This window comes from Pseudoduganella guangdongensis, assembly GCF_009857475.1.
Classification (GTDB): Bacteria; Pseudomonadota; Gammaproteobacteria; order Burkholderiales; family Burkholderiaceae_D; genus Rugamonas; species Rugamonas guangdongensis.
The window spans coordinates 76522-93678 of sequence record NZ_WWCJ01000002.1 but is presented as its reverse complement, the minus strand read 5'-3'; the positions used below and the strand labels follow the sequence as shown (position 1 = coordinate 93678).

16 protein-coding genes are annotated in these 17157 nt (G+C 62.8%); 9 read left to right on the top strand and 7 right to left on the bottom strand.

Annotation, left to right across the window (positions count from 1 at the left end):
* Positions 1-2 precede the first annotated feature (2 nt).
* The 4 genes from GTP41_RS02945 to GTP41_RS02930 all read right to left on the bottom strand — a co-directional run bounded on the left by GTP41_RS02945 (position 3) and on the right by GTP41_RS02930 (position 4695).
* Positions 3-1202, bottom strand: coding sequence for an acetyl-CoA C-acyltransferase (locus tag GTP41_RS02945; protein ID WP_161024072.1), 1200 nt, complete (start codon positions 1200-1202; stop codon positions 3-5).
* Positions 1195-3018, bottom strand: a complete 1824-nt coding sequence (aceK, locus tag GTP41_RS02940; RefSeq protein WP_161024071.1) for a bifunctional isocitrate dehydrogenase kinase/phosphatase — start codon at positions 3016-3018, stop codon at positions 1195-1197. Before aceK ends, GTP41_RS02945 begins: the two co-directional genes overlap by 8 nt.
* Before the next feature lie 19 nt (positions 3019-3037).
* On the bottom strand, positions 3038-4222 hold the full coding sequence (locus tag GTP41_RS02935) for an isovaleryl-CoA dehydrogenase (RefSeq protein ID WP_161024070.1): 1185 nt from the start codon (positions 4220-4222) through the stop codon (positions 3038-3040).
* A gap of 68 nt (positions 4223-4290) precedes the next feature.
* Positions 4291-4695 (bottom strand): MerR family transcriptional regulator, encoded by a 405-nt coding sequence (locus GTP41_RS02930; protein ID WP_161024069.1) that lies wholly within the window; start codon positions 4693-4695, stop codon positions 4291-4293.
* Between the two features lie 49 nt (positions 4696-4744).
* Between GTP41_RS02930 and GTP41_RS02925 the strand changes: the two genes are divergently transcribed.
* Together GTP41_RS02925 and GTP41_RS02920 are read left to right on the top strand one after the other, a co-directional pair.
* Positions 4745-5788: an MBL fold metallo-hydrolase gene (locus GTP41_RS02925; protein WP_161024068.1), complete on the top strand. Its 1044-nt coding sequence runs from the start codon at positions 4745-4747 to the stop codon at positions 5786-5788.
* A 288-nt stretch (positions 5789-6076) separates the two neighbouring features.
* Positions 6077-6487, top strand: coding sequence for a hypothetical protein (locus GTP41_RS02920; RefSeq protein ID WP_161024067.1), 411 nt, complete (start codon positions 6077-6079; stop codon positions 6485-6487).
* A 210-nt stretch (positions 6488-6697) separates the two neighbouring features.
* On the opposite strand, the gene GTP41_RS02915 is transcribed toward GTP41_RS02920, so the two are convergent.
* Entirely contained in the window at positions 6698-7279 is a 582-nt protein-coding gene (locus tag GTP41_RS02915; protein WP_161024066.1) for a UbiX family flavin prenyltransferase, read from the bottom strand.
* A complete protein-coding gene (gene grxD, locus GTP41_RS02910; protein ID WP_057265627.1) occupies positions 7272-7589 on the bottom strand; it encodes a Grx4 family monothiol glutaredoxin in 318 nt (105 codons plus the stop codon). The genes GTP41_RS02915 and grxD overlap by 8 nt, the downstream gene beginning before the upstream one ends.
* A 121-nt stretch (positions 7590-7710) precedes the next feature.
* Here grxD and GTP41_RS02905 point away from each other — a divergent pair, with 121 nt between their 5' ends.
* The 3 genes from GTP41_RS02905 to GTP41_RS02895 all read left to right on the top strand — a co-directional run bounded on the left by GTP41_RS02905 (position 7711) and on the right by GTP41_RS02895 (position 8825).
* A complete protein-coding gene (locus tag GTP41_RS02905; protein WP_161024065.1) occupies positions 7711-8034 on the top strand; it encodes a PadR family transcriptional regulator in 324 nt (107 codons plus the stop codon).
* Positions 8031-8192 (top strand): hypothetical protein, encoded by a 162-nt coding sequence (locus GTP41_RS02900; RefSeq protein ID WP_161024064.1) that lies wholly within the window; start codon positions 8031-8033, stop codon positions 8190-8192. Before GTP41_RS02905 ends, GTP41_RS02900 begins: the two co-directional genes overlap by 4 nt.
* Positions 8193-8285: 93 nt before the next feature.
* Positions 8286-8825: a DUF2812 domain-containing protein gene (locus GTP41_RS02895; RefSeq protein WP_161024063.1), complete on the top strand. Its 540-nt coding sequence runs from the start codon at positions 8286-8288 to the stop codon at positions 8823-8825.
* Positions 8826-8835: 10 nt separating this feature from the next.
* On the opposite strand, the gene GTP41_RS02890 is transcribed toward GTP41_RS02895, so the two are convergent.
* On the bottom strand, positions 8836-11184 hold the full coding sequence (locus tag GTP41_RS02890) for a Tex family protein (protein ID WP_161024062.1): 2349 nt from the start codon (positions 11182-11184) through the stop codon (positions 8836-8838).
* Between the two features lie 197 nt (positions 11185-11381).
* On the opposite strand from GTP41_RS02890, the gene GTP41_RS02885 reads away from it, so the two are divergent.
* The 4 genes from GTP41_RS02885 (at position 11382) to GTP41_RS02870 (ending at position 17065) form a co-directional block, all read left to right on the top strand.
* Complete coding sequence (locus tag GTP41_RS02885; RefSeq protein ID WP_161024061.1) at positions 11382-14492, top strand: DEAD/DEAH box helicase; 3111 nt, start codon at positions 11382-11384, stop codon at positions 14490-14492.
* 4 nt (positions 14493-14496) lie between these two features.
* Positions 14497-15528 (top strand): PAS domain-containing sensor histidine kinase, encoded by a 1032-nt coding sequence (locus GTP41_RS02880; protein WP_161024060.1) that lies wholly within the window; start codon positions 14497-14499, stop codon positions 15526-15528.
* Between the two features lie 87 nt (positions 15529-15615).
* Positions 15616-16296 carry a response regulator transcription factor gene (locus GTP41_RS02875; protein WP_161024059.1) on the top strand — a complete coding sequence of 227 codons (681 nt, stop codon included), beginning with the start codon at positions 15616-15618 and terminating at the stop codon, positions 16294-16296.
* A gap of 64 nt (positions 16297-16360) precedes the next feature.
* The gene (locus tag GTP41_RS02870; RefSeq protein ID WP_161024058.1) at positions 16361-17065 is read left to right on the top strand and encodes a transposase; all 705 of its coding nucleotides are present in this window, start codon (positions 16361-16363) and stop codon (positions 17063-17065) included.
* Positions 17066-17157: the final 92 nt, after the last annotated feature.

Genomic DNA, 17157 nt, shown 5'->3' with positions numbered 1-17157 from the left:
GCTTAGACCAGCTCGATGCCCATGGCGGTGGCTTCGCCGCCGCCGATGCACAGTGCCGCTACGCCTTTCTTGCCGCCTTTGGCTTTCAGGGCGCCGATCAGGGTGGTGATGATGCGCGCGCCGGTGGCGCCGATCGGGTGGCCCAGGGCGCAGGCGCCGCCGTGCACGTTCACCTTGCTGTGCGGGATGTCCAGGTCGTGCATCGCTGCCATCGGGACGGCGGCGAAGGCTTCGTTGATCTCGAACAGGTCGACGTCGCTGACTTTCCAGCCGGTCTTGGCCAGCAGCTTCTGGATCGCGCCCACAGGGGCGGTGGTGAACTGTTCCGGTACCAGGGAGTTGGTGGCGTGGCCGGTGATCTTGGCGATCACGTTGGCGCCCAGCTTCTTGGCGGTCGATTCGCGCATCAGCACCAGGGCTGCGGCGCCGTCGTTGATCGAGGAGGAGGAGGCTGCGGTGATGGTGCCGTCCTTGGCGAAAGCTGGCTTCAGCGCCGGGATCTTATCGATCTTGGCTTTCAGCGGGCCTTCATCCTTGTCGATCACCACGTCGCCGGCGCGGCCGGAGACGGTCACCGGGGCGATTTCCCAGGCGAAGGCGCCGGAGGCTTGCGCTGCCTGCGCGCGCTTTACCGATTCAATGGCGAAGTTGTCCTGCGCTTCGCGGGTGAACTTGTAGGCGCTCGAGCATTGCTCGGCGAAGGTGCCCATGGAGCGGCCGGCGCCGGTCTTCGGGTCGCGCGTGTAGGCGTCTTCCAGGCCGTCGTACATCATGTGGTCGAACATCATGCCGTGGCCGATGCGGTAGCCGCCGCGTGCCTTCGGGATCAGGTACGGGGCGTTGGTCATGGATTCCATGCCGCCCGCCACGATCACCTCGGCGCTGCCGGCGCTGATGCTGTCGTAGGCGAAGATGGCCGCCTGCATGGCGGAGCCGCACATCTTGGACAGGGTCACGGCGCCGGCCGATACCGGCAGGCCGGCCTTGATCGCTGCCTGGCGGGCCGGGGCCTGGCCCTGGCCTGCCATCAGGCAGTTGCCGAAGTAGACGTGCTCCACCGCTTCCGGCTTGATGCCGGCGCGCTCGACGGCGGCCTTGATGGCCACGGCGCCCAGGTCGTTCGCGCTCAGGCTGGAAAAGTCGCCCTGGAAGGCGCCCATTGGGGTGCGGGCTGCGCCGACGATTACGATAGGGTCATTCATTTTCAAAGGTCTCCAAAAGGGATGGTGTCAGGGGGGCCGCCGCCGATGGCGGCCGGCTTTGGTTGCAGAACCGGACGTGCTGAGGGTAGGGAAACACGTCCTCGATGACACCACTGGCGATCCGTTCCTTCTTCCCGGCCCACCAGGACTGGGTCAGCAGATCGGCGTGGTGCTTCATAAAATATTGTCGGATTTTCTCGTTCCCCAGCAGGAAATTGCCGAACTGCTCGGGGAATACGTCGTGCTTGCCAATCGGGTACCACGGCTCGGCGGACATTTCGTCCTCCTCGTTGCGCGGCGCCGGAATCACACGGAAGTTGCAGTCCGTGAGGTATTCAATTTCATCGTAGTCGTAGAAAACGACACGCTTGTGACGGGTGACACCGAAATTCTTGTACAGCATGTCGCCCGGGAAGATATTGGCGGCCACCAGGTCCTTGATGGCGTTGCCGTATTCGACGATGCCGTGCTCCAGCGCCGCATCGTCGCCCACTTCGTCGGCATGCGACAGCCACATATTCAGCGGCACCATGCGCCGTTCAATGTACAGGTGGCGGATCACGATTTGCTCGCCCTCTTCCTCCACCAGCGAGGGCGCGAAGTGTTTAAGCTCCTTCACCAGCTCGTCGGAGAAGCGGTGGCGCGGGAAGGCGACGTTGGAGTATTCCAGCGTGTCGGCCATGCGCCCTACGCGGTCGTGGTGCTTGACCAGCAGGTACTTGCTCTTGATCTGCTCGCGCGTGGTGTCCTTGGGCGCCGGATAAAAATCCTTGATCACCTTGAACACATAGGGGAAGGACGGCAGCGCGAACACCAGCATCACCAGGCCGCGGATGCCGGGCGCGATCGTGAACAGGTCGGACGAGTGCTTCAGGTGCTGCAGGTAGTCGCGGTAGAAGGCGTTCTTGCCCTGCTTCTGCAGGCCGAGGATGGTGTAGATCTCGCTGCGCGGCTTGCGCGGCATCAGGTTGCGCAGGAATTGCACATAGGCCGACGGCACTTCCATATCGACCATGAAGTAGGCGCGCGTGAACGAGAACAGCGTCACGATGTGCTCGTCCTCGGTCAGGATCGCGTCCAGCACCAGCTGCTTGTTCTTATTGTGCAGGATGGGGATGACAAAGGGCAGCTCGCGGCTGCCGTTGACGGCTTTGCCGACAATGTAGGCGCCCTTGTTGCGGAAGAACAGGCTGGCCAGCACCTGCACCTGGGCATTCGGTTCCAGCTCGCCGAACAGGCTGGCCAGGCGTGCCTCCACCAGGCCGATATCGCGCGACAGGTCGGCAAACGGCGTGGCCAGCTGGAAGTTGGTGACGATGCGCTTGAGCGTGAAGGTCAGGCCGTCCTTGGCCGGATAGTAGACGCGGTAGATGGGCGCTGCTTCCGCCGTTTCAATGTACTCGGTGGAGATCACCGGGCGCACGAAAATGAACTCGTTGTTGAAGTAGGAGCGGTGCAGCATATTGCAGCAGACCGAGTTGAAGAAGGTCTCCGCCAGCTCCGGTTGCTTGTGGCCGGTCAGCATGCCGATGTAGTGCAGCTTGAGTTCGCGCCACACTTCATCGGTCAGCTCGGACGGGTCGTACTCGTCCTCCAGCATCTGCACGCATTCCTGCACGCGCTTGTCGTAAAAGTCGATCCGCTCGCGCGCCGCGACCTGGGCCACGGCCCAGTCGCCTTGCTCGAAATGCCGCTTGGCCGCCTGCGCCGCCTGGCGGAACAGGCGGTAGTGCTTGTCGAACCCCTCGCGGATGGTGCGTGCGATGTCGAACGCGATCTGCGACGACAGCAGCTTGGGGAAGGCGGCGTGGATCATGGCGGCCTTGCGGCTTTGCTTACTTGGTCTCGGCGAACAGTTCGCGGCCGATCAGCATGCGGCGGATTTCGCTGGTGCCGGCGCCAATCTCGTACAGCTTGGCGTCGCGCCACAGGCGGCCGACCGAGTACTCGTTGATGTAGCCGTTGCCGCCCAGGGTCTGGATCGCCTCGCCGGCCATCCAGGTCGCCTTCTCGGCCGAGTACAGGATGGCGCCGGCGGCGTCCTTGCGCAGCGCGCGCACCTGCTCCGGCGAGGTGGCGCGGTCGCAGGCCTGGCCCACGGCGTAGACGTAGGCGCGGCAGGCCATCATGGTGGAATACATATCCGCCAATTTGCCCTGCATCAGCTGGAACTCGCCGATCGGCTGGCCGAACTGCTTGCGGTCGTGCACGTACGGCACCACGGCATCCATGCAGGCCGACATGATGCCCAGCGGGCCGCCGGACAGCACGGTGCGTTCGAAGTCCAGGCCGGACATCAGCACGTTGACGCCCTTGCCCAGGCCGCCCAGCACGTTCTCGGCCGGCACTTCGCAGTCCTCGAACACCAGCTCGCCGGTGTGCGAGCCGCGCATGCCCAGCTTGTCCAGCTTCTGCGCGATGGAGAAGCCCTTGAAGCCTTTTTCGATCAGGAAGGCGGTCATGCCGCGCGGGCCGGCTTCCAGGTCATTCTTGGCGTACACCACCAGGGTGTCGGCGTCCGGGCCGTTGGTGATCCACATCTTGGTGCCGTTCAGCACCCAGCGGTCGCCCTTGAAGTCGGCGCGCAGCTTCATCGATACCACGTCGGAACCGGCGTTCGGCTCGGACATGGCCAGCGCGCCAATGTGCTCACCGGAGATCAGCTTCGGCAGGTATTTCTTCTTCTGTTCTTCGGTGCCGTTGCGCTTGATCTGGTTAACGCACAGGTTGGAGTGCGCGCCGTAGGACAGGCCGACCGAGGCGGAGGCGCGCGAAATCTCTTCCATCGCGATGATGTGGGCCAGGTAGCCCATATTGGCGCCGCCGTATTCCTCGCCGACGGTGATGCCCAGCAGGCCCAGTTCGCCCATCTTGCGCCACAAGTCCATCGGGAACTGGTCGGTGCGGTCGATTTCCGCTGCGCGCGGGGCGATTTCGGCGGCGGCAAACTGTTGTACCGCTTCGCGCAGGGCGGCGATGTCCTCGCCGTGGTCAAAGGTCAGGCCTGGGAGATGGAGCATGTCTTCCTCTATTCTAATGTGGGGTAGTGAAGCGTAAATGATACGCCTGACTTACGTTAACGTAAACGTCAACCAGCCGTGGTTTGCTTCTCGGCAAGAGCGGCCAGCAGGCGCCGGCACTCCTCCTCGTGGGTGCCGATTTCCTGCAGCGACATTTCAATGTCTTCGCGCTGCTGTTCCAGCGTTTCACGGTGCTGCGCCAGCACGCCCAGGAAGCGGTTCATCTGCGCGGCGGTATCCTTGGGCGACTCGTACATGTCGACCAGGCTCTTGATTTCGCTGAGCGACAGGCCGATGCGCTTGCCGCGCAGGGTCAGCTTGAGGCGGGTACGGTCGCGCGGCGTATACACGCGGTTGCGGCCGCCAGCACCCTCACGGGACGGCGCCAGGAGGCCCTGGTCTTCATAAAAACGGATGGCGCGCGGGGTAATGTCGAATTCGCGGGCCAGTTCAGTGATGGTGTAGGTCGGCATGGCTTACAATGGATCTTCCGTTTACGTAACGTTAACCACATTCTAGCCTATGAATCCGCTCGAATCCCAGCTTGACTATCCATTTGGCGACACCCTGCCGGCCAGCGGCACTGTCCTGGAAGTCGCGCCCGGCGTGGCGTGGATGCGCCTGCCGCTGCCCTTTGCCCTCGATCACATCAACCTGTGGCTGCTGCGCGAGGCGGGCGGCTGGAGCGTGGTCGATTGCGGCGTGGCGCTGGACGCCAGCAAGGAGGCCTGGAATGCGGTGCTGGCCGGGCCGCTCGCCGGCCAGCCTCTGCAGCGCGTAATCGCCACCCATTGCCATCCCGACCACGTGGGCCTGGCCGACTGGCTGTGCCAGCGTTTCGGCGTGCGGCTGTGGATGACGGCGGGCGAATACGGTTTCGCGCGCATGATGTCGGCCGGCCTGCCGGGCGTGGACGGCCCGTCCGCCGTGCCGCATTTCGAGCGCCACGGCCTGGTCGACCCGGACATGCTGGAGAAAATGCGTTCGCGCAAGAACTACTATCCTTCGCTGGTGCCCGCCGTGCCGACCGCGTATGTGCGCCTGCAGGATGGACAGCTGCTGCAGGCCGGCGCCTGCACCTGGCGCGTGATCACCGGTTTCGGCCACTCGCCGGAGCATGCCGCGCTCTACTGCGAGCAGCTGAACGTGCTGGTGTCGGGCGATATGGTGCTGCCGCGCATCTCGACCAATATGTCGGTCTTCGCGGTCGAGCCGGAAGCCAACCCCCTGCAGCAGTACCTCGACTCGCTGGAGCGCTTTGCCGGCTTGCCGGCGGACGTGTTGGTGCTGCCCTCGCACGGCCGCCCCTTCCGCGGCCTGCACACCCGTATCGGCCAGTTGCGCGAGCACCATGCGCAGCGCCTGGCCGAGGTGTTGGCGGCCTGCACCGACCAGCCGCGTTCGGCTGCCGAGATAGTACCAATCATGTTCCGCCGCCCGCTCGACGCCCACCAGCTCAGCTTTGCCCTGGGCGAGGCGCTGGCCCACCTGCACAAGCTGTGGCGCGATGGTATCGTGCGCCGGGACATGGGCAAGGACGGCATCATCCACTTCATGAAAGCATAAAAGTTACCACCGGTCGGTAATACCAGCCGACCGGCTGGCAACACTCCCATCCAGGGTTTGTGGTCGCCAATCAACTTCCATAATGAAAGTTGTTTCCGATTGCTTGTCGTCCTGACAAGTTGATTCTGCTAGATTTGGCCGAAAATGCCGAAAAATATTTGGGCTCGCAGAGTAGGAAATCGGACAGTCTGTAGTGCCAATTGTTAATTGTTGTAATTCGTCTTTGTCACAATTGGTCTGATGGTTCTAGAGACTGACATTCATGTTCTGACATGAAATAGTGCAACTATGAATTCTTCAAACGAACGTGAAAGCTTTAGCCAGCGACTCCAGCAGGCTTTAAAAAACGCCCACTACTCCCCCGACAGCCCAACCCGGTTGGCGCGGGAGTTCAACATCCGTTTCGAGGGAAGACCGATTACGGTCCACGCAGCCCGCAAATGGCTGGTTGGAGAGGCGATTCCGACCCAGGAGAAGCTGCGCATGATCGCCCAATGGCTGGGCGTACCTGCGGAATGGCTGCGCTTTGGCGGTGAGGAAGGCGAGCACCACAATGGCGAAACGAACGGTAATAACCTGACCCGTTTCGAGTCGGCCGATGTGAAATTGATCGCTGATTTGCAACGGCTGGACGACCATCACAAGCAAATCGCACGTGAATTTATTCGCATGCTTGTCAGGATCAACTACCAAAAGTAACAATTCGACACTATTTTGTCCTGCGCAAAGCAGGGCAAGCGGCGCTTCGCACGCCTTTCCGGACTTCACCGGCGCACAGTCGCCCGGCACCCTGCAGCAGGAGGCCGGGCGATAGTGTTTTCAGCGCCTGCCATGGCCGCGCGCCATGTCACAAACGACCATACCACTTTGTAACGGGAATGATACAGCAGCCCCTCAGGGCGCATGTTTTCAGGGATTCATGCCAGTCCAGCGAGGGGCCAGATTGTGACATAGGCCGAATAAATCGATGACGCGCGCGACCGTGTGGTCGACCATCTCGTCGATGCTTTGCGGCAGGTGGTAGAAGCTGGGCAGGGGCGGGAAGATAATGCCGCCCATTTCGGTGACGGCCGTCATATTGCGCAGGTGCGCCAGGTTGAACGGCGTTTCGCGCACCATCAGTATCAGGCGGCGGCGCTCCTTCAGCATGACGTCGGCGGCGCGCGCGATCAGGTTGTCCGACAGGCCATGCGCCACAGAGGCCAGGGTCTTCATCGAACAGGGGGCGATCACCATGCCGTCGGCCTGGAAAGAGCCGCTGGCGATGGATGCGCCGATATTGTTTTGCTTGTGGACGACATCGGCCAGCGCTTCGACTTCCTTGCGCTGCAGGCCGGTTTCCTGGTGCAGGGTCAGGACGGCGGCGTCGGACACCACTAAATGCGTTTCGACGCCGTCGATACTGCGCAGATGTTGCAGCAGCCGCACGCCATACACGGCGCCGGTGGCGCCGGTGATGGCGATGACCAGCCGCTGCGGGCGATCAGCCATTGTTGTCCAGCAGGGCCTTCAGTTCGCCGGATTCGTACATCTCGGACATGATGTCGGAGCCGCCAATGAACTCGCCGCGCACGTACAGCTGCGGGATGGTTGGCCAGTTCGAGTATTCCTTGATGCCCTGGCGCACTTCCGGATCATCCAGCACGTTTACGGTGGCGATATTCTCGACGCCGCAAGCTTTCAGGATCTGGATGGCGCGGCCGGAGAAGCCGCACTGCGGGAACTGGGCGGTGCCCTTCATGAACAGCACGACCGGGGTATTGGTCACGGTTTCTTTGATCCAGGTTTGTACGTCGCTCATTGCACTCTCACAGCTAAAGGATTGGAATCCCACCATTTTACCAAGGTTTGGTGATTTGCCAGTTGACACAGGTCATGTTCGATGCGACTATATCGACACTCGATATAGCGTTGCTCGATATATGGACTACTCAAAATACCTGCCCCTGTCGGAAGCCAGCTTTTACATGCTGGCAGCGCTCGACCAGCCCTCGCACGGCTACGCCATCATGCAGAAGGTCGAAGCCATGAGTGGCGGCAGCGTCACGATTGGCCCGGGCACGATGTACGGCGCCTTCAACACGCTGGAAAAGCAAAAGCTGATCATCAAGGTGGCCGAAGAAGACCGCCGCAAGATCTACGCCTTGACCGATTTGGGCAAGGAGGTGCTGGCCGAGCAGGTGCGCCGGTTGGAAATCATGGTACAGGGCGCGCGCGCAGCGCTGGCCCGGCAGGAGCAAGCATGATTGTCAAAAAATGGTGCTTTGCTGCGCCCTGGCGCGCGTCCGAGCAGGAGCAATGGTTCCAGGAGATGTCGCGCAAGGGCCTGCATTTGCTGGTGCAAGCCAACGGCGGAAGCCGGTACGGAAGCATTTACGGATATGGCGGCCAGACGCAGCCATAAGTACAAGCTGATGCTGTGGCTGGGCGGTGCGGCGGCACTTAGTGCTGGCGCCGCGCTGTCAGGTCCGGCAGACACTTACATTGAGGAGGAAACATGAAGGACGACGTGTGGAAGTTCAAGCTGTGGTGGGCCTGGCAAGACCGTGAGCATGAAGAGTGGCTGACCGCGCAATCGCGGCGCGGCCTGCACCTGCGCAGCGTCTCGATGCTGGGCCTGTTGCACCGCTTCGATGTCGGCGCACCTGGCGAGATCAGCTACCGCTGGGACTTCCAGAGCGACGGCGGCAAGCGCGACTACCGCCAGCTGTTCAGTGACGCCGGCTGGAGCCTGGTGGGGGATATCCCTGGCGGCTGGCTATGTTGGCGCAAGGCGGCCCCAGCCGGGCAGCAGGCAGAAATCTTCACCGACCGCGTCTCGCTGCGCAACAAGTACCGCGCCTTGCTGACGACATTTGGCATCACCACGCTGCCCTTGCTGTCGCTAACCCTAGTCGACCGCGGCTTATGGCAAGACTTGGCGGCCGGCGGCAAGCCCGCGATCGCCGCCGGCAGCATCATCGCCATGGGTCTCGGCTGCTTCGCTATCGGCGCCTATGCCTCCCTGCGCATCTGGCGCCGCATGCAAGAAATCTGACCCCGAATTTTTAGCCGCGCAGCTTGGCGAAGGCGGCGGCCATGGAACCTTGGGCTGCGGGTTCGCGTGACTGCTGCTTCTGCTGCTGGCCCATGGCACGGCGGTCGTTGCGGTCACCGCGCTGCTCGGGGCGCGCGCCGGCGGCCGGGGCGCTGTCGTTCAGGCGCATGGTGAGGGCGATGCGCTTGCGCTTGACGTCCACTTCCAGCACTTTCACCTTCACCACCTGGCCGGCTTTCACCACCGAGTGCGGGTCTTTGACGAAGGTGTTGGACAGGGCGGAAATGTGCACCAGGCCGTCCTGGTGCACGCCGATGTCGACGAAGGCGCCAAAGGCGGCCACGTTGGTCACCACGCCTTCCAGGATCATGTCCGGACGCAGGTCGCTGATCTCTTCCACGCCTTCCTTGAAGGTGGCGGTGGTGAACTCGGGACGCGGGTCGCGGCCCGGCTTTTCCAGTTCCTTGATGATGTCGGTCACGGTCGGCACGCCGAACTTCTCATCGGCGTATTTGGCCGGGGACAGGCTCTTCAGCAGCTTGCTTTCGCCGATCACGCCGCGCACATCCTTCTGGATATCGGCCAGGATCTTTTCCACCACCGGGTAGGACTCTGGGTGCACGGCGGAGGCGTCGAGCGGGTTCTCGCCGCCCATCACGCGCAGGAAGCCGGCGGCTTGCTCAAACGTCTTGTCACCCAGGCGCGGCACGCTCTTCAGCGCGGCGCGCGAGGCGAAGGCGCCTTTCAGGTCGCGGTAGGTGACGATGCTTTGGGCCACGCTGGCGGACAGGCCGGACACGCGCGCCAGCAGCGGGGCGGAGGCGGTGTTGACGTCGACGCCAACGGCGTTCACGCAGTCTTCCACCACCGCGTCCAGCGAGCGCGCCAGCTGGGTTTGCGAGACGTCGTGCTGGTATTGGCCGACGCCGATCGATTTCGGGTCGATCTTGACCAGTTCGGCCAGCGGGTCTTGCAGGCGGCGCGCGATCGAGACGGCGCCGCGCAGCGAGACGTCCAGCTCGGGCAGTTCGCGCGAGGCGTATTCGGAAGCGGAATACACGGACGCGCCAGCCTCGGACACGACGATCTTGGTCAGCTTGAGCTCCGGGCATTGCTTGATCAGGTCCTGCGCCAGCTTGTCGGTTTCGCGCGAGGCGGTGCCGTTGCCGATGGAAACCAGCGAGACATTGTGCTTGGCGGCCAGCTGTGCCAGGGTATGCAGCGCGCCGTGCCAGTCATTGCGCGGCTGGTGTGGATAAATGGTGGCGGTATCCACCACCTTGCCGGTGGCGTCGACCACCGCCACTTTCACCCCGGTGCGCAGGCCGGGGTCCAGGCCCATGGTGGCGCGCGGGCCGGCCGGGGCGGCCAGCAGCAAGGCTTTCAAATTGGTAGCGAAGACGTTGATGGCGTCCAGCTCGGCTTTTTCGCGCAGCGCGCCCATCAGCTCGGTTTCCAGGTGCATGAAGGATTTCACGCGCCAGGTCCAGCGCACGGTGTCGGCCAGCCACTTGTCGGCCGGGCGGCCGGCTTGCTTGATGCCGAACCGGGCCGAAATGCGGCTTTCGCAGGGGTTGTGCGGCGCATCCCACTTCGGTTTTTCCTCTTCCGAGTCCAACCGCAGGGTCACGTCCAGCATGCCTTCGCGGCGTCCGCGCAACAGTGCCAGGGCGCGGTGCGAGGGCACGGCGGCCAACGGCTCGGAATAATCGAAGTAATCGGCGAACTTTTCGCCCTCTTCTTGTTTTCCGTCAACAACTTTGGACTCAACTACGCCATGCTCTTGCACATATTCGCGCAAGGATTGCAGCAGGGTGGCGTCTTCGGCGAAGCGTTCCATCAGGATCTGGCGGGCGCCGTCCAGGGCGGCCTTGGCGTCCGGCACCCCGGCATTCTTGCCGTCGGCGGTCTCGAAGGCTTCGCGCAGATAATTGGCGGCTTCGGTTTCCGGATTGAGGGTCGGATCGGCCAGCAAGCCTTCGGCCAGCGGCGCCAGGCCGGCTTCGATGGCGATCTGGGCCTTGGTGCGGCGCTTGGGTTTGTACGGCAGGTAGAGGTCTTCCAGGCGGGTCTTGTCTTCCGCGTGGGTGACGGCATCTAGCAGCTCCGGCGTCATTTTGCCCTGCTCGGTGATCGAGGCGAGGATGGCGGCGCGGCGGTCTTCCAGCTCGCGCAGGTAGCGCAGGCGCTCGTCCAGGGCACGCAGCTGGATGTCGTCCAGGCCGCCGGTCGCTTCTTTCCGGTAGCGGGCGATAAACGGGACGGTGGCGCCTTCGTCCAGCAGGGCGATGGCGGCGGCGACCTGGGCCGGTTTGGCGGCCAGTTCAAGGGCGAGGCGTTGTTCGATAGAAGGCAGCATGACGGTGTTCCCAAACGGTGAAGGCCGAAATCATACAACGCCACAGGGCGTCGGAATAGATTATTATTAATTAGTTAATGTTGCCCGTCCTGCCTCTAGTTGCGCTAAGTTAGGATTTTCACAAACACGAAACGGTGGAAGGCGGATAATATTGCATGTTGCTGTTTTTGAACCGCTGATTTAAAAGAATGCGCCCAATGGATATTACCCGCGACGAACTCCGCGAAACTCCAGTCGCACCGGCCCCTGCGCCCACCGCTCCGCCCAACCAGCTTCCCTATGCTGTGGCGACGTGGTTGCAGAGGGTGGATGCAGCCGCGCATCCCAAGCCTAAACTGGCCCCGGTCGATATCGACCCGAAACAGACGAGCTACAAACTCATTTACGTGCTGGCGCCCACCAGCGGCGGGCGCCATGTGGCGCTGTGCCTGTACAAGGCGCGCCTGAAGCCGAACGGCGACGTGGCGGCCGCCAGCCCGGTCAGCGAAGTATTCTCCCTGCTCTCCGCCCCGCCGGCCTTCCTGGCGCCGGGCGATGAAGACCTGGTGCGTTTCTTCGTGGCCATGCGCAGCGGCCCCAATTCCCAGACCGGCAGCGCGACCGAGCCGCGCGGCAAGATTGGCGCGGCCCTGCTGCAAATGCTGTCCCAGCAGGAAAAACTGCTGTGGGCCAATTCCTGGTCGGACGTGGGCAACGGCCTGGTGTACCCAATGAAGCCGGGCCCGCTGCGCAACGCCAACCTGGCCTGGCGCGAAGAGGGCAAGGGCCTGCGCCTGGGCTGGCAAGTGGAGGTGCCGGAGGGCGCCAAGCACCACGGCGCCGACCAGATCGACTACATGCTGCCGACCGATCCGCCGTGGTATATCGACAACCTGTCGACCGGCGAGCTGCAGCTGAACCAGGGCGGCACCACCATCCCGCTGGCCGACCTGCAAGCCCTGGTGGCGCAGGCGCCGCTGCTGATGCCGAACGATAAGATGCGCGTCTCGCAACTGCTGCTGGCGCACGGCTTGCAACAGCTGATGCCGCTGCCGCAGCCGCTGCCGCAGCGCGTGCGCACCGACGTCAAGCCGCGCCCGATCCTGGTGCTCGATTCGGCCCAGCTGGCCGATGGCACCTTGCAGCGCTGGAACGACTATGCCGTGCTGTCCTATGACTACGATGGCGAGCGCGTCTCGTTCGACCCCTCGCAGCGCGTGGTGCGCCAGCGCGGCGAGGTGACCGAAATCATCCAGCGCAACGAGGAACTGGAGGCGGCGGCGCTGGAAACCCTGACCCAGCTGGGCTTCAGGAAGCCCACCGCCCTGCCGCTGTCGAGCGTGCGCGGCGGCCTGCTGCTGGCCAACCAGGCGGACTGGATCCGCTTTGCCGAGTCCGGCATCGAGGAATTGCTGGCCGCTGGCTGGCGCGTGGAAAAATCGCCGAAGTACCGCTACGACATGGTGGCGGTGGATGATTGGTACGCCGAAGTGGAGGAAGAGACCACGGACAATGGCGGCGCCTGGTTCGACCTGGAGCTGGGCATCACCGTGAACGGCGAACGCGTGCCGCTGCTGCCGGTGCTGGTGCAGATGATCCGCAATTTCCCCAACGACTTCGGCCCGAAAGCGCTGGCGCTGCACGGCGAGTCGGACCAGATGCTGGCCGCCCTGCCGGACGGCACCCGCGTGGCGCTGCCCTGGAACCGCGTGCGCCCAATCCTGGCCACGATTGGCGAGCTGTATTTCAGCGAGAAGATCCGCCACGCGGTGCGCATGTCTTCGCTCGACGCGGCACGCCTGGACGAGCTGGCGCGCAATGTGGACTTCCAGTGGAGCGGCGGCGAAGAGCTGCGCGACATGGGCCGCAAGCTGAACCAGTTCGCCTCGGTCAAGCGCGTGCCGACCCCGGCCGGCCTGCGCGCCACGCTGCGCGATTACCAGACCGACGGCTTGAGCTGGATGCAGTTCCTGCGCGAGTACAACTTCGGCGGCATCCTGGCCGACGATATGGGTTTGGGCAAGACGGTGCAAACCATCGCCCACATCCTGGTGGAAAAAGAAGCGGGCCGCCTGGACCATCCGGCCCTGGTCATCGCGCCAACCAGCCTGATGAACAACTGGCAGGACGAGGCCGCGCGCTTCGCGCCGGACCTGAAAGTGCTGCTGTTGCAGGGCAAGGACCGCGCCGAGCTGTTCGAGGAAATCCCGAAAGCCGACCTGGTGCTGACCACCTACGCCCTGCTGCCGCGCGATGAGGAAAAACTGCGCGAGCACGATTTCCACCTGGTGATCCTGGACGAGTCGCACTACATCAAGAACACCCGCTCCAAGGCGGCCCAGAGCGCCGGCCTGCTGCGTGCACGCCACCGCCTGTGCCTGTCCGGCACGCCGCTGGAAAACCACCTGGGCGAGCTGTGGTCGCAGTTCCACTTCCTGCTGCCGGGCCTGCTGGGCGACGAGAAGACCTTCAACAGCAGCTTCCGCCACCCGATCGAGCGCCAGGACGACCCGCAGCGCCGCATGCTGCTGAACCGCCGCATCAAACCCTTCCTGCTGCGCCGTACCAAGGACGGCGTGGCGAAAGAACTGCCGCCCAAGACCGAGATGGTGCGCAAGGTCGAACTCTCGGGCCCGCAGCGCGACCTGTACGAAACCGTGCGCCTGGCCATGGACCAGAAAGTGCGCGAGGAAATCGACCGCAAGGGCGTAGCGCGTTCCCAGATCGTGATCCTGGAGGCGCTGCTCAAGCTGCGCCAGGTGTGCTGCGACCCGCGCCTGGTGAAGTCCACCAAGAAGGCCGCGGCCACCGGCTCGGCCAAGCTGATCGACCTGATGCAGATGGTCGAGGACTTGCTGGAAGAGAAGCGCAAGATCCTGGTGTTCTCGCAATTCACTTCCATGCTGGAGTTGATCGAGGAAGAGCTGGAAGCGCGCGACATCCCGTACGCGCTCCTGACCGGCGAAACGCGCGACCGCGGCGCCCAGGTGGCGGCCTTCCAGCAAGGCGCGGTGCCGATCTTCCTGATTTCGCTGAAAGCGGGCGGCGTGGGCCTGAACCTGACGGCGGCCGACACGGTAATCCACTATGATCCCTGGTGGAACCCGGCGGCCGAGAACCAGGCCACCGACCGCGCCTGGCGTATCGGCCAGGACAAGCCGGTGTTCGTCTACAAGCTGATCGCGAAAGGCACGCTGGAAGAAAAGATCCAGCTGCTGCAGCAGAAGAAATCGGACCTGGCGCAATCCGTGCTGGCCGAAGGCGAATCGCAGAAGATGGCGTTGACGCAGGAAGACTTGCAGCAAATCTTCGCCCCGTTACAGGACTAAACCCATGCTGAGTGCTGAACACTATCGCCAGATCCTCGACCACAGCAGCGACGTACACTGGATGCTGGACTGCGATAGTGGCCAGCTGCTGTACGTCAGCCCCGCCGCTGAAAAGCTGTTCGGCTACGTGCCCGAGCGCGCGCAGCAGGTGGCGCAACACCTGATGGCTGAACTGCCGCAGCGGCTGGAGGCCTACACCTCCGGCGACACCACGCGCCGCCACACCGTGCGCGACACCGAAATGCCGGGCAAGGATGGCGTGTTGATCCCGGTCGAAATCGAATCGACCCTGGTGCCGGACGTGGACAGCGGCGTGCTGCGCCTGGTCGGCACGGTGCGCGATATCCGCGAGCGGGTCGAACGCGAACGGCAGCAAAAGAAGTTCGCCTCCATGGTCTCGCACGAGTTCCGCACGCCGCTGTCGACGATCGACGGTGCCATCCAGCGCCTGGAAATGACGTCGCAGAACGCCGACGAAAATACCAAGAAGCGCTATCGCAAGATCCAGACCTCGGTCGACCGCTTGCTGGAGCTGATCAACGAATACCTGAGCCCGGAGCGCTTGGCCAGCATCGGCCGCAAACGCCAGGCCGACGAAGTCTCGCCCGAAGCCTTGCTGGAAACGGCGGCCGAGCAGGCGCGCCAGCGCCGCGCCGACATTACCGTGCGCGCCGACGGCTTGCCGCAGTGGATGCGTTGCGACCCGCAAGGGTTGCGTTTGTGCCTCGATATACTTTTAGATAATGCCCTCAAGTACACAAATGACAACGTTGCGATAGAATTGCACGGTAGGAAAGCCAGCGAAGGCGGGGTGGAACTCCTCGTCATCGATCGCGGCGCACCTGTTCCGGATGATGAGCTAGGCAAACTCTTCGACAAGGGTTACCGAGGCAAGGCGGCCGCAGGGCATGCCGGCTCCGGCCTGGGCCTGTATATGGCCAAAAATGTTATCGAGGTCCACGGCGGCTCGCTGTCTGTGGAAAATTTGCCTGAAAGCGGCAAGAAATTTCGGATTTGGCTTCCCGTCGCTGCTTAAGGGTTGCGCAGCCAGTGACCAACCGTGATAATTCTTTGACGCAAGCCCCAAACCCCGGCTGCGATTGAATAGAAAAATGGCGCATCAATGACGCAAATACTGATCGTGGAAGACAACCTGGAGTACGCCGAAGAGATGGCGGACTTCCTGGCTGAGCTCGGCCATGTCGTACACACAACAAATAACGCGCAGGAAATGTGGTCCGCCCTGAGCCAGGGCACTGTCGGCGTGGTCGTTCTCGACCTGGGCCTGCCGGATGAAGATGGCTTTAATGTCATCCCACGCATGCGCCAGCTCTACCCTCAGATCGGCCTGCTGGTCCTGACCGGACGGGTCGCATTTGATTCGCGCATCATGGGCCTGCGCCTGGGCGCGGACCATTACCTGACCAAGCCGATCAAATTCCCGGAGCTGGCCGCCCATATCGAGGCGCTGGACCGCCGTGTCGGCCCGCAGGAAGCGATTCCCGTGCCGAGCAAGTGGACCCTGAAAGTGTCCGCGCGCCAGCTGGAGCTGCAGGGCCAGGCGATTACACTGACTGAGAAGGAATGCAATTTCCTGCACCTGCTGACGATCAATACCCGTCCGGTGCCGCGCCAAGTGATTGTGGCCGGTATTGGCGGCGATGATCCGGATGCGGGGCGCCGGGTGGACATGCTGGTGTATCGTTTACGCAAAAAGGCGCGCAGCGGCCTGGGCCAGGATCTTCCCCTGCGTTCGGCCTACGGCGAGGGCTATAGCCTGTCCGCCAGCTTCAATATCTCCTAATTAGGGACAGAGTCGTGCGAACTGGGTAGAATCGGGGTTTCCCGATCCTACCCTTTTTGCATTCATGGCTCGTTTGCCCCGTCTCGTTGTCCCCAACCAACCCCATTACATTGTCCAGCGCGGCCTGAATGGCCAGGAAGTGTTCCTGGATGCTGAAGATTTCAGCAGTTTTATCGCCTGGATGCGCGCCGCCGCCCGTCTTTACAAGGTCGCGGTGCATGCCTACACGCTTTTGCCGGGTGAATTGCACCTGTTAGCCTCCCCCAGCGATGAAGAAGGGCTGGGCGGCATGATGCAATGGATCGGGCGGCACTATGTCCCTTATTTCAATCAAAAGTATGGCCGGGCCGGAACTTTATGGCAGGGGCGCTATAAAACCTCGGTGATCGAAGCCGAGCGCTACTTTATTCCTTGCTCAAAATACATCGAATTCGCCGCCGTGCGGGCGCGCCTGGCCGACGGGCTGGAGCAATATCAGTGGTCGAGTTATCCGCACCATGCCGGCATCCGCCAGGATGGGGCGGTGAATGACCATCCGATTTACTGGGCGCTAGGGAATACGCCATTCCAGCGCGAGGCGGCCTATATAGAGCTGGCGGCACAAGGGCTGGCGGGCATGGACCAGCGCGCCATCGAGGCGGCAGCCCTGAAAGGCTGGCCATTAGGCAGCGATAAGTGGAAAGCCGAGCTGGAGCGGCGCATGAAACGGCAGGTTCTGCCGGCAAAACGTGGCCGCCCCCGGAAAACCGACGACTCTGTCCCCAATTAAATTTTCAAGCGACTGTCGCTGAATTAATTCGACTCCGACCCTAATTGTTTTTGTTGCGCGTTTTTGTGCATTGCACTACTCTGGATTCTCGT